Raw genomic sequence first — 12,257 nt, forward strand, 5'->3', positions numbered from 1 at the left:
CACGGGGGCGGCTCGTCCTCAAGAGGCCGGGTCGACCGGCAGCACGAACGGGTTGTCCTCCGCCGACGCGAGCAGATACCACGCCGTCGCGCCGGTGTGCAGGCTCGCGTAGTAGAGGTCGCCGAAGCCCGAATCGAGACCGTCGTTCGAGGTCGCGACGATCCCCTTGCCGTCGCCGTTCGGGGCGTCGCGTTGCGCCAGACGGATGCTGTCCAGCAGCGTCTCCGCTGTCGCGGCATCGCCGGCACCGTCGCGCAACCGGAGGGCCAGTGCCAGGTGTCCGCTGCCCTCGAACCAGGCCTTCGACACGTCGACCTCGCTGATCGAGGGCCCGGTGTAGGGTCCATCCGTCGCGATCAGGTTCTCCAGGGTCCAATCCAGCGCCGCCCCGTAACGCGGGTCGCCGGTGGCGAGCGCACTCCACGTCTGCGCGTCGAGAGGGATCGGCCGGGTGTTGATCGTCGAGCCGTCGAGGCCGGTGCCGGTGTTCACGTGGCCGTCGGCGCTCTGCATCGCCGCGACGAATCCCGCGGCGACGGCCGCCCGATCCGCCCACACCGTATCGCCGGTGAGCTGCGCCAGCTGGGTGAAGAATCCGGCCACGTCGCTGTTGTGCTCCGTGGACTTCCAGGTCAGTGACGTGCCGTCCTCGCGCTGCCCGCCGGTGTAGCCGTGCGGCGCCCGGGCCATGTCGGCCGTGTTGTCCTGGATCCATTGACCGACGCGCAGCGCCCCCTCGAGGTACCGCGGGTCTCCGGTCGTGTGCGCGAGTCGAGTGAGGGCCATCCCGACCCAGGCTTGGTTGCCGGTGAAGGCGCCAGGACCCGTGATCTCCACTCGCCCCTGCCGGATGCCGTGCGGCTCGTACGATGCGCGGGTGCGCCCATCACCGATCGGGTCGTTCTCCTGCACGAAGAGGAGGGCGTCGCCGATCGTCCGCGCTCGTCGGATGTCGTCCGGCAGACCGCGGGCGGTGTACGCCATGATCACCAAGGCGTCGTCGTAGACGAACGACGGCGTGAAGTCCCAGCTCGGCGTGGTGAAGAATCCGCCCTCATAGCTGCGCGGCAGGCACCGGCCTGCGCCGTCGCAGAACTGATCCACGCGCGCGTCGAGGAACTCGTAGGCCAGGGCGACCGAGCGCGAAGGGTCGGGCGCGCCCTCCCCCGACGTGGAGCCGTCGGCAGCGGCGAAGGCCCCCGAGACGGCGGGCACGGCGGCCGCGAGAACCGCGGCGACGAGCGCGGCGGTGACCACCGACGGCATCCTTCGACGCGACGAACCGGGCATCGGAACCCCTCTGGCAGGAACACGGTCCGCTCGCGGTCCGTGGGCGGCCGGACGGCCACGATAGGAACATTCGCACATCGAACATCCCCGCAGAAGTGGCGAAGGTCTAGTTCTCCGCCCGGCGGAGACGCCTCACGACGGCGGCCGCATAGCAACCGGGGCCGAGGTGCGCAAGGCTTTTGCCCCGAGGGGGAGGTCGCCCGCACTCTGGGAGTCCACGCGCCGCCCGGACCCGTGCCCGCGTCGCACACGCAGCTCACGGGTGGCGGAGACGATCAGCCGCTGTCGAAAGGACGCATCATGCCCCGCGACCAGTACACCTTCACCAACCCTGCCGAGCTCTACGCGGACATCGAACCCGAGAAGCAGCACATGCCGGAGCCCGGCCTCGACGCCGACCTGGCCCCGAAGGCCGACCTCGGCGAGGAGAGCTACCGCGGCACCGGACGGCTCACCGGCCGCAAGGCGCTGATCACCGGCGGCGACTCCGGTATCGGCGCGGCCACAGCGATCGCGTTCGCCCGAGAGGGTGCCGACGTCGCGATCTCGTACCTGCCCGAAGAGGAGGAGGATGCGAGCCGCATCGCCGGGATCCTCCGCGAGGCCGGCGTGAAGGTCGCCGCTCTGCCGGGCGACCTCCGCGACCCCGAGTACTGCCGGACACTCGTCGCCGATGCGGTGGCCGCCCTGGGCGGGCTCGACATCCTCGTCAACAATGGCGGGAAGCAGGTCTACCAGGAGTCGCTGATCGACATCACGGACGAGCAGTTCGACGACACGTTCAAGACCAACGTGTACGCGATGTTCTGGATCACGAAGGCGGCGCTGCCGCATCTCCCCGCCGGTTCGACGATCATCAACACCACGTCGATCCAGGCGTACTCGCCGTCCGGCATCCTCGTCGACTACGCCTCGACCAAGGCGACCATCAACGCGTTCACGAAGGGGCTTGCCGAGCAGCTCGCCCCGAAGGGCATCCGTGTGAACGCGGTGGCGCCCGGCCCGATCTGGACACCGCTGCAGCCGAGCGACGGTCAGCCGCAGGAGAAGCTGGACAGCTTCGGCGAGGACACCCCGCTCGGCCGGATGGGACAGCCCGCCGAGCTCGCCCCGGCATACGTGTTCCTGGCGTCGGCGGAGTCGAGCTATGTCGCCGGCGAGACGCTGAACGTCAACGGCGGCATGCCGACGCCGTGACCGCGCGGGGTCGTCGACGGGCTCCCCGCCGACGCCCCCGCACGACCTAGCCGAGTGCCGGCGGCCAGACGCCGATGATCACGGCCATCACCACGACCGTGACCAGCTCGTGCGCGATGTTCAGCGTGGTCAGCCTCGTCGAGCGACCCTCGAACGCATCGTGGGTGATGAAACGTGCGGCGGTGAAGCCCGCCCACAGCGTGACCGCCGTGACGATGGTGCCCCAGAAGAACGCGCCGCCGTAGAAATGCCAGGCGATGGCGGATGCCCCGGCGAGCACCCATGCCGTGATGAAGCTGACGATGACCGTGGTGATGATGGGCCACATCGCCGTGGCCGCCGGACGGTCCATGTCGACGTTCGCCAGCTTCGACCAGCGGGTGCCGAACACCTTCGGGGCGTACCAGATCGAGCCGACGATCATGCTCGACGCGGTGGCCAGCAGCACCGCCCAGTAGTTGATCTCGGGAACCATGACAGCCTCCACTCATCGGATGCCGTCAGGCTACTCCTCGCCCGCGCCGACAAGGTCTTCGAACCGATTCGATACCCGCTCTGGCACGACTGTAAGCGTTTGCAGTAGCCTGTTCGCATGGCACAGCTTGAGCAGATCGCAGCCCCCGGTTCCGAGTGGTGGCGCAGCGCCGTCATCTACCAGATCTATCCCCGATCCTTCGCGGACGCCTCCGGCGACGGCATCGGCGACCTCCCGGGCATCACCAGCCGCCTCGACTCGCTGCAGGAACTCGGCGTCGACGCGATCTGGCTCAGCCCCTTCATGACCAGCCCGCAGCGCGATGCCGGCTACGACGTGGCGGACTACCGCGACGTCGACCCCCTGTTCGGTACGCTCGCCGACTTCGACGAGATGCTCACCCAGGCCCATGACCGCGGCATCCGTGTGATCGTCGACCTGGTCCCGAACCACTCGTCCGACCAGCACGTGTGGTTCCAGGAAGCACTCAAGGCGGCGCCGGGCAGCCCGGAGCGCGCGCGGTACATCTTCCGCGACGGCAAGGGCGAGAACGGCGAGCTCCCGCCGAACAACTGGGAGTCGGTGTTCGGCGGCGGCATGTGGCAGCGCGTGACCGAGGCCGACGGCACCCCCGGCCAGTGGTACCTGCACATCTTCGACGCCACGCAGCCCGACTTCGACTGGAACAACGAAGAGGTGCAGGAGGAGTTCCGCTCCATCCTGCGCTTCTGGCTCGACCGCGGTGTCGACGGCTTCCGGGTCGACGTCGCCCACGGCATGATCAAGACCGAGGGCCTTCCGGACTACACCCCGCCGACCGACGCCGACTCCATGGGCGGCGGCGAATCGAACGTGCCGTACTGGGGCCAGGACGGCGTCCACGAGATCTACCGCGACTGGCACAAGGTGCTCGCCGAGTACGACGGCGACCGTGCGCTGTGCGGCGAGGCCTGGATGCCGACGCTCAAGCAGACCGCGCTCTGGGTGCGTCCGGACGAGATGCACCAGACCTTCAACTTCCCGTACCTGATGACGCCGTGGAACGCGAAGGAACTGGGCGACGTCATCCGCGAGTCGCTCGACGAGTTCGGCGGCGTCGGAGCGCCCAGCACCTGGGTGCTCTCGAACCACGACGTCGTGCGGCACGCCTCGCGCCTCGCGCTCACGGCCGACAACCCCCAGGGCGAGGGCATCGGACCGAACACCCCGAACAAGCCCGACACCGCGATCGGCCTGGCCCGCGCCCGCGCGGCGACCACCCTCATGCTCGCGCTCCCCGGCTCGGCGTACCTGTACCAGGGCGAAGAGCTCGGTCTGCCCGAAGCGATGGAGATCCCCGACGAGTTCCGTCAGGACCCGACCTGGTTCCGCACCGGGGGCAAGCGCTACGGACGCGACGGATGCCGCGTGCCGCTGCCCTGGGAGGCGGAGGCTCCGGCCTTCGGCTTCAACGAGACCGGACTGTCGTGGCTCCCGCAGCCGACCGAGTGGGCGACGTACGCCCGCGACGTCGAAGAGGTCGACCCCGGCTCGACGCTCGCCCTGTACAAGCGTCTGCTCGCGGCTCGTCGCGAGCACGGCTTCGGCGCCGGTTCCCTGGTCTGGGAGGATGCCGGCCCTGACACGGTAGCCTTCCGCCGCGGCGACGTGCACGTGGTCGCGAACCTCGGCACCGCACCGATCGAGCTGCCGGCCGACGCGAGCGTGATGCTGAAGAGCCAGCCGTTCGACGGCTCGTCGATCCCGGTCGACACCGCCGTCTGGTACACCACGGTCTGACCCGCCCCACACCCCGTTCCGGTCGCGGATCCCGTCGCTCGCCACGTCGTGAGACAACGGGAGCCGCGACCGGAACGATTTCTCAGAGGAACACATGGCCAGCATCGATGAGGTCGCCCGGCTCGCCGGGGTCTCCACCGCGACCGTCTCGCGCGCGCTCAGCGGCCGCGGCCACGTGTCCGAGTCCGCCAGGGAGCGGGTGCAGGCCGCGGCGCAGTCGCTCGGCTACGTCGTCTCCTCGCGCGCATCGAGCCTCGCATCGGGGCGCACCCGCAACATCGGGGTGGTCGTCCCGTTCCTCGACCGGTGGTTCTTCAGCACGGTGCTGTCGGGCGTCTCGGCCGCGCTGATGCGCGCCGGCTACGACATCACGCTCTACAACATCACCGCCGACAAGGACGTGCGTCGACACGTGTTCGACACGTTCCTGCGTCGGCAGCGTGTGGACGCCGTGATCGCGGTGTCGATCGAACTCGACGCCGACGAGACACAGCATCTGCTCGACCTCGGCCTGCCGGTCATCGCGATCGGCGGCCCGAACCCGAAGCTCGACACCCTCACGGTCGACGACGTGGCGGTCGCCCAGCTCGCCACCGAGCACCTGATCGGCCTCGGCCACACCGACATCGCGCACATCGGCGCCAACCCCGAGTTCGACATCGACTTCCACATCCCCACCAACCGCCGCCTCGGGTTCGAGAAGGCCCTGGCGAAGGCCGGGATCCCTCTGAACCACGCCTTCCTGGAGCCGGCGGACTTCACGGTCGAGGGCGGCTACCGCGCGGCGAAGCAGCTGCTCGGACGGCCGGGCCCCCGACCGACCGCGGTGTTCGCGGCATCCGATGAGATGGCGATCGGGGCGCTGCTCGCGGCCCGCGACCTGGGTTTCAGCGTGCCGGATGAGCTGTCGATCGTCGGCATCGACGGGCACGAGCTCGGCGAATTCTTCCGCCTGACCACCGTCGACCAGTTCCCGCTCGGGCAGGGCGAGCGGGCCGCGGATGCGGTGCTGGCGAAGCTCACCACCCCGGACGAGGTGCACATCCCGTCGGCCCTGCCGTACGAGCTGAACGTGCGCGGGACGACCGCCCGCCTGATCTAGTCGCGACCCTGCACGCCATCGCTCCAGGTCCGGTAACCTCCATCGAGGTTGCGCGCGTCGACCCCGCGCTGCCGGAGCAGTCTGGTGGCGATGTGCCCGCGCAGGCCCACCTGGCAGTGGACCACGATCGGACCGCCGGGGAGTTCGCCGAGCCGGTCACGGATCTCATCCAGCGGCATGTTGATCGCACCGGGGATCGCGCCGGCAGCGAACTCCGACGGCGCGCGGACATCGATCAGCGTCGCTCCCGCCCTCCGCGCGGCTTCGAGTTCATGCCATTGGACCGTCGGAGTCGTTCCGGTGCGAGTGTTCTCCGCGACGTAGCCGAGGATGTTCACCGCATCCTTCGCCGAGCCGAACTGCGGCGCGTAGGCGAGTTCGAGATGCGCGAGCTCGGCGGCCGGCATGCCGGCCTGCATGGCGGTCGCCACCACGTCGATGCGTTTGTCGACACCGTCGCGTCCCACGATCTGCACACCGAGGATGGCATCGGAGTCCGAGTCGGCGAGCAGCTTCATCGACAGGGTCTCGGCTCCGGGGTAGTAGCCGGCGTGGGATCCCGGGTGCACGTGCACGACGTAGAACTCGCGTCCCGCCGATCGAAGCTGCCGTTCGCTCCACCCCGTCTTCGCTGCGACGATCCCGAACACGCGGACGATCCCGGTGCCGAGTGCGGGTCGCGCCGACTCCGCGCGCCCCGCGATGAGGTCTGCCACCATTCGCCCGTGCCGGTTCGCGAGACCGGCCATGGTGATCAGTGCCGCGTCTCCGCCGACGAGGTCGAGCTTCTCGACTCCGTCTCCCACGGCGTAGACGTCGGGAGCGCTGGTGCGGCAGGAAGCATCAACCCGGATACCTCCGGTCTCGCCGAGCAGGATTCCGGCGTCGGCCGCGAGCGAGGTCTCCGGCACCACCCCGGAGGCGTCGACGACGAGCTCTGCGGGGACGATGGCGCCGTCGCTCAGCGTGACGCTTCCGGAACCGGCTCGAACGACCTCCACGCCGAGACGCACGTCGACGCCGTGCGCACGGATCTCGGCCGCGATGGGGGCGGCAATCTCCGTGTCGAGAGGGGCGAGCAGCTGAGGGCCGCGCTGGACGAGCGTCACGGATGCGCCTCGCGCGACGAGGTTCTCGACCGCCTCGAGGCCCGTGTATCCGCCGCCGACGACCACGACGGGAACGCCCGCGCGGGAGAGCGCGGCGTCGATCGCATCCGCGTCTTCGACCGTCCGCAGGCTGCGTGTGGGGATGTCCGAGGCGGGCTCGTCCCGCCGGGGCCTCGCCCCGGTGGCGAGGACCAATGCGTCGTAGCGCTGCACGAGGTGGTGCCCCGTCTCGAGATCGACCACCTCGACGAGCTTCTGCGCGGTGTCGATCCGCACGACATCATGCCGCACGCGCACATCGAGTCCGAAACGGCTGCGCAGGGATGCGGGTGTCTGCAGCAGCAGCGATTCGCGATCGGCGATCACACCTCCGACGTAGTAGGGCAGGCCGCAGTTCGCGTACGAGACCTCGGGCCCACGTTCGAAGATCACGATCTGCGCGTGCTCGTCGAGCCGGCGCAGGCGTGCGGCGGCGGACATCCCCCCGGCGACCCCGCCGACGATGACGACGGTACGCGGTTCGGTCGACGTCATCGCTGGAACATCCTCGAGAAGAATCCGCCCTGCGCCGGCTCCTTCGGGTGCCCGGAACACCACTGCGCCGCGGGCACCGTGCGGCGCACGGCGTCGACGTGCTGACCGCACCCCGCCCAGGTCGTCTTGCCACAGGTCTTGCAACGGACTGCTCGACACATCGTTTCTCGACTCCTCACCGATACCCCCATGGGTATACGAGGGATCACTATACCCCAGGGGGTATAGTGATCAGTTCAGTCGACACTCAGGGAGCGAACATGTCATCCGCAGACGCCGAGACCCAGCGCAAGATCGCCAACCGCCTCAAGCGCGCGCAAGGTCAGCTCGGGGCTGTGATCGCGGCGGTGGAGAACGGAGGTGACTGTCGAGCCGTCGTCACGCAGCTCGCCGCCGTCACCTCGGCGCTCGACAAAGCCGGATTCCAGATCATCGCCTCGGCCATGAAGGACTGCCTGACGGACCCCGGGTCGGAGACGGAGACGGCCACCGACACGGACGGTGTGTCGATGGCCGAACTCGAGAAACTCTTCCTCACTCTCGCGTGAACCGCGCCGTCGCCGGTCAGCCGGCGACGATGAGCCCCTTCGTCGCGGTGCGCGCTGCCTCGAAGCGGCGCTGCACGTCGGGCCAGTTCACGAGGTTCCAGAACGCCTTGACGTAGTCGGCGCGCACGTTGAGGTAGTCGAGGTAGTAGGCGTGCTCCCAGACGTCGAGCTGCAGCAGCGGCGTGACACCGAGGGGTGCGTTGCCCTGCTGGTCGAACAGCTGGAAGATGACGGGGCGAGCGCCGACGCTGTCCCAGGCGAGCACGGCCCAGCCCGATCCCTGCACACCCAGCGCCGTCGCGGTGAAGTGCGCGCGGAAGGCGTCGATCGATCCGAACGCGTCGACGAGCGCGGCCTCGAGCTCACCCTCGGGAGCGCCGCCACCCTCGGGCGAGAGGTTCTGCCAGAACACCGAGTGGTTGATGTGGCCGCCGAGGTTGAACGCGAGGTCCTTCTCGAGCTTGTTGACGTTCGCGAGGTCGCCCGCGCTGCGCGCCGTGGCGAGCTGCTCGAGTGCGGTGTTCGCACCGGTCACATAGGCCTGGTGGTGCTTGGAGTGGTGCAGCTCCATGATCTTGCCGGAGATGTGCGGCTCGAGGGCCGAGTAGTCGTAGGGCAGCTCGGGGAGTGTGTAGAGAGTGGACATGGCGTCTTCCTTTCGATGATGGTCAGTGGTGGGGGTCGTGCGGGAGGGCGTGGAAGCGGCGGTCGAGGTAGACGAGCGGACGGCCCTGCGGCCCGGTGAGCACTTCGAGGACCTCGGCGATCACGACCGTCGACGAACCGACGGCCACGGTCTGCAGGGTGCGGCAGCGCAGCGCGGCCCGTGCCGCGGCGAGGTGCGGCTCACCGGTCTCGAGCGCCGACCAGCCCTGCTCAGGCGTGAAGCGCTCGGAGCCGCTGACGGCGAAGCTCTGCGCCAGGTCGGAGTGCTCATCGTCGATGAGGTGGACGACGAACGTGTCAGCGCCCAGGATCGCACCGGCCGAGCCTGTGGCCCTCGTGACCGAGAACACGATCGCGGCGGGGTCGACCGCCACGGACGCCACGCTCGACGCCGTGAGCCCGACCGGACCCTCCGGAGTGGATGCCGTGATGATCGCGACGCCGGCCGGGTGCGTGCGGAACGCGGCCTTGAGGCCTTCGCCGACCGGGGTGGATACGGGTGTCATGGTCATCGGACGGCCTCCGTCATCTGCTCCAGTTTCGCGTGCGCGAGCATCTCCGCGCGGTCGACGACCTTCGTCCGCTCCCGTCCGCGTTCCGCACCGGCACCGCGCTCGGCAGCATCGATGCGAAGCCAGCCGTCCAGGTCGACGGCGTGGTCGACGTGGGCGAGCGGGTCCCCCTCGGGCGCGATCGGCTCCGCGTCGGCGAGGTCGTCGACGAGGTGACGCACGGTCTGCGCGGCATCCGACTTGGTCGAGCCGATGAGCCCGACCGGCCCGCGCTTGATCCAGCCGGTCGCGTACAGCCGCGGGATCGGTGCGCCCGCCGCATCCACGACGCGTCCCTCGGCGTGCGGAACCACTCCGAGATCGGCGTCGAACGGCATCCCGGGAACGGGCGTCGAACGGTAGCCCACGGCCCGGTACACGGCTCCGACGTCGTAGCGCAGCAGCTCACCGGTACCGACCATCCGGCCCAGCTCGTCGGATGCGGTGCGCTCCATCTCGATGCCGGTCACGCGATCCGTGCCGAGGAGGCGCACGGGACGCTGTCGCAGGTGCAGGTGGATGCGGCGTGAAGCCGTGCGGCCCGCCGGGTCGAGCGCGGCCCACTCGGTCATGGTGCGCACGATGATGCGGCGCTGGGAGAACTGCGCGACCATCCGCTCGGCGTGCTCGTCCAGGACGAGCTCATCCGGGTCGACGATCACGTCGACGTCGTCCTGCTCAGCCAGCTCGCGCAGCTCCATCGCCGAGAACCGCACGTCGGCAGGACCGCGCCGGGCGAACAGGTGCACGTCGCGCAGCGGGCTGGCGGCGAGCTGGTCGAGCACGGTGTCCGGAGTGTCGGTGTGGGTCAGCGCGGAGGCGTGCTTCGCGAGGATGCGCGTCACGTCGAGGGCGACGTTGCCCGCTCCGAGGACGGCGACCGACTCCGCCTCCAGGGGCCAGGTGCGCGGAGCATCCGGATGCCCGTCGTACCAGAACACGAAATCGGCCGCGCCGAAGGAGCCGGGCAGGTGGATGCCGGGAATGTCGAGCTGCACATCCAGGTCGGCTCCCGTCGCCACGATCACCCCGTCGTAGGCCGCGCGGAGGTCTTCGATCTCGACGTCGACGCCGATCTCGACGTTGCACAGCAGCCGGATGCGCGGGTTCACGAGCACGTCGTGCAGGGCGTCGGTGATCTTGCGGATGCGCGGATGATCCGGGGCGACGCCGTAACGGACCAGACCGTAGGGCGCGGGAAGCTTCTCGAACAGGTCGATCGACGCGGTCGGTGCGAGTCCGAGGAGGATGTCGGCGGCGTAGATGCCGGCCGGCCCTGCTCCGACGATGGCGATGCGCGGTTCGGCGACGGTCATGCGTGTTCCCCCTGGGGTGCGAGCGCGGCGATGATCGGGTGGTCGAAGGCGAGCATCCCCGTCTTGGCGGCACCTCCGGGCGAGCCGATCTCGTCGAAGAACTCGACGTTGGCCTTGTAGTAGTCCTGCCATTCGTCGGGCAGGTCGTCTTCGTAGTAGATGGCCTCGACCGGGCACACCGGTTCGCAGGCGCCGCAGTCCACGCACTCGTCGGGGTGGATGTACAACGACCGTTCACCCTCGTAGATGCAGTCGACGGGGCACTCGTCGATGCAGGCCTTGTCCTTCACATCGACGCACGGCAGAGCGATCACATAGGTCATCGCGGGGTCTTCGTTCGGGTCACGCTGTCCTCGTTCGGGTAGATCGGCCCATTTCGGGGCCACAGGACAACCGTAAAACCTCAAGTACACTTGAGGTCAAATCGAGGGAGAGGCATCCGGATGAGCCCGCACGCACCCGACGAGCCGCTGACGATCGGCGAGATGACCCGACGCACCGGGGTCGCCGCCTCCGCCCTGCACTTCTACGAGACCCTCGGCCTCATCGCCTCGACCCGCACGCCCGGCAATCAGCGCCGCTACGCCCGGCACATGCTGCGGCGGGTCTCGCTCATCACGGTCGCCAAGCGCCTCGGCATCCCGCTGTCCGACGTGCAGACGGCCTTCGCCGACGTGCCGCTCACCGAGACCCCGAGCCACGCCGACTGGCAACGGGCCTCACGACGCTGGAAGCGCGAACTCGAGAAGCGCCGCGAGGGCATCGAGCGCCTCGAACGCGAACTCACCGGATGCATCGGCTGCGGCTGCCTGTCGATGAAGGCGTGCGGACTGCTCAACCCCGACGACGCCCTCGCGACCCAGGGCGTGGGCCCGCAGCGACTGCAGGACTGAGGAGCAGGCTTCGTAGATCGACGGAGCACTACACCTGTGAAAGACGTAGAATGGTCGCAGCCCGCCCCCGCTGAGGGTAGGGAAGTAGAAGCCGGGACCCCCGCCCCTCTGGACGGGACCCGGCTTTCGCGCGTCTAGAGCTCGATCTGGCCGATGGTCGTCGATGAGCTCACGGCATCGAACCAGTCGCTCCTGCCGCCGGATATCTTCTCCCCCAGCGCACCGAGTACCTGATCGGCAATCCAGACCATCGGCTCTTCGCTGGGCTGCGCGTGATCGATCCGAAGCCCCTCAGGGAGAGCCCGCTTGCCCCGCAACGCGTCGACGGTTCGGAGATCTCTTTGCATCAGCTGGAGCGGACGCGCTTCGAGCGTGAGTAGTTGCACGCCCTGCCCGTCGAGCTGCCATGCGAGCCTCTCAAGACATAGCGCGCGAGCGCGTTCTTGCCGACGGGAATCAACCGGCGCTGCTATGACGATGACGTGGTACGCGTCGAAATCCGCGATCGTCGCGATCGATGCATCCCTGGCGCGTCTGTCCTGGTTTCGCCAGTGGAGCTTCGGCCCGCGGCGCGGAAGACGCTGCAGCTCGGCGCGCATGTCTTCGCTGCGCGAGACATCTGCAACCGCAGCGCCGAGAAGGTAGGAAGGACGCTCCACACCCGCTGTCCGAAAGGACTCATCTCCCCACGCCTGCAGCACGAGCGAGTCCATCGTCCAAGGTTAGGTGTCGATGCCGCGCGCTCGGCCTGCATACCGGAACGGGGCTGCACCTTCGGGGCGGCCCCAGGAGACGAG

The 12,257-nt window shown here is 69.0% G+C and carries 13 protein-coding genes; 5 read left to right on the forward strand and 8 right to left on the reverse strand.

What is annotated here, in order from left to right; translation table 11 throughout:
• Positions 1–18: 18 nt before the first annotated feature.
• Entirely contained in the window at positions 19–1,266 is a 1,248-nt protein-coding gene (locus tag OC372_RS16345; RefSeq protein WP_262003144.1) for a hypothetical protein, read from the reverse strand.
• A 324-nt stretch (positions 1,267–1,590) separates the two neighbouring features.
• Here OC372_RS16345 and OC372_RS16350 point away from each other — a divergent pair, with 324 nt between their 5' ends.
• Complete coding sequence (locus OC372_RS16350; RefSeq protein WP_262002855.1) at positions 1,591–2,487, forward strand: SDR family oxidoreductase; 897 nt, start codon at positions 1,591–1,593, stop codon at positions 2,485–2,487.
• Positions 2,488–2,533: 46 nt separating this feature from the next.
• On the opposite strand, the gene OC372_RS16355 is transcribed toward OC372_RS16350, so the two are convergent.
• Complete coding sequence (locus tag OC372_RS16355; protein WP_029263063.1) at positions 2,534–2,962, reverse strand: DUF1761 domain-containing protein; 429 nt, start codon at positions 2,960–2,962, stop codon at positions 2,534–2,536.
• A 117-nt stretch (positions 2,963–3,079) separates the two neighbouring features.
• Here OC372_RS16355 and OC372_RS16360 point away from each other — a divergent pair, with 117 nt between their 5' ends.
• Positions 3,080–4,741 carry a glycoside hydrolase family 13 protein gene (locus OC372_RS16360; protein ID WP_262002857.1) on the forward strand — a complete coding sequence of 554 codons (1,662 nt, stop codon included), beginning with the start codon at positions 3,080–3,082 and terminating at the stop codon, positions 4,739–4,741.
• Positions 4,742–4,835: 94 nt separating this feature from the next.
• Positions 4,836–5,843: a LacI family DNA-binding transcriptional regulator gene (locus tag OC372_RS16365; protein WP_262002859.1), complete on the forward strand. Its 1,008-nt coding sequence runs from the start codon at positions 4,836–4,838 to the stop codon at positions 5,841–5,843.
• Here OC372_RS16365 and OC372_RS16370 read toward each other — a convergent pair.
• On the reverse strand, positions 5,840–7,486 hold the full coding sequence (locus tag OC372_RS16370; protein ID WP_262002861.1) for an FAD-dependent oxidoreductase: 1,647 nt from the start codon (positions 7,484–7,486) through the stop codon (positions 5,840–5,842). The two genes, OC372_RS16365 and OC372_RS16370, sit on opposite strands and share 4 nt — an antisense overlap.
• 260 nt (positions 7,487–7,746) lie before the next feature.
• Between OC372_RS16370 and OC372_RS16375 the strand changes: the two genes are divergently transcribed.
• Positions 7,747–8,034 carry a metal-sensitive transcriptional regulator gene (locus tag OC372_RS16375; RefSeq protein WP_029263059.1) on the forward strand — a complete coding sequence of 96 codons (288 nt, stop codon included), beginning with the start codon at positions 7,747–7,749 and terminating at the stop codon, positions 8,032–8,034.
• Positions 8,035–8,050: 16 nt separating this feature from the next.
• On the opposite strand, the gene OC372_RS16380 is transcribed toward OC372_RS16375, so the two are convergent.
• The 4 genes from OC372_RS16380 to fdxA are packed head-to-tail and all read right to left on the reverse strand — an operon-like array spanning position 8,051 to position 10,890.
• Positions 8,051–8,680 carry a superoxide dismutase gene (locus OC372_RS16380; RefSeq protein ID WP_105710713.1) on the reverse strand — a complete coding sequence of 210 codons (630 nt, stop codon included), beginning with the start codon at positions 8,678–8,680 and terminating at the stop codon, positions 8,051–8,053.
• A 22-nt stretch (positions 8,681–8,702) separates the two neighbouring features.
• The gene (locus OC372_RS16385) at positions 8,703–9,212 is read right to left on the reverse strand and encodes a flavin reductase family protein (RefSeq protein WP_262002864.1); all 510 of its coding nucleotides are present in this window, start codon (positions 9,210–9,212) and stop codon (positions 8,703–8,705) included.
• Positions 9,209–10,567 carry an FAD-dependent oxidoreductase gene (locus OC372_RS16390; protein WP_262002867.1) on the reverse strand — a complete coding sequence of 453 codons (1,359 nt, stop codon included), beginning with the start codon at positions 10,565–10,567 and terminating at the stop codon, positions 9,209–9,211. The genes OC372_RS16385 and OC372_RS16390 overlap by 4 nt, the downstream gene beginning before the upstream one ends.
• A complete protein-coding gene (fdxA, locus tag OC372_RS16395) occupies positions 10,564–10,890 on the reverse strand; it encodes a ferredoxin (RefSeq protein ID WP_091032694.1) in 327 nt (108 codons plus the stop codon). Before fdxA ends, OC372_RS16390 begins: the two co-directional genes overlap by 4 nt.
• Before the next feature lie 120 nt (positions 10,891–11,010).
• Between fdxA and soxR the strand changes: the two genes are divergently transcribed.
• Positions 11,011–11,460, forward strand: coding sequence for a redox-sensitive transcriptional activator SoxR (gene soxR, locus OC372_RS16400; RefSeq protein WP_262002869.1), 450 nt, complete (start codon positions 11,011–11,013; stop codon positions 11,458–11,460).
• A 134-nt stretch (positions 11,461–11,594) separates the two neighbouring features.
• On the opposite strand, the gene OC372_RS16405 is transcribed toward soxR, so the two are convergent.
• A complete protein-coding gene (locus tag OC372_RS16405; RefSeq protein ID WP_262002871.1) occupies positions 11,595–12,173 on the reverse strand; it encodes a hypothetical protein in 579 nt (192 codons plus the stop codon).
• Between the last annotated feature and the right edge of the window lie 84 nt (positions 12,174–12,257).

It is taken from the genome of Microbacterium sp. Mcb102 (genome assembly GCF_024519805.1).
In the GTDB taxonomy this organism is placed as follows: Bacteria; Actinomycetota; Actinomycetes; order Actinomycetales; family Microbacteriaceae; genus Microbacterium.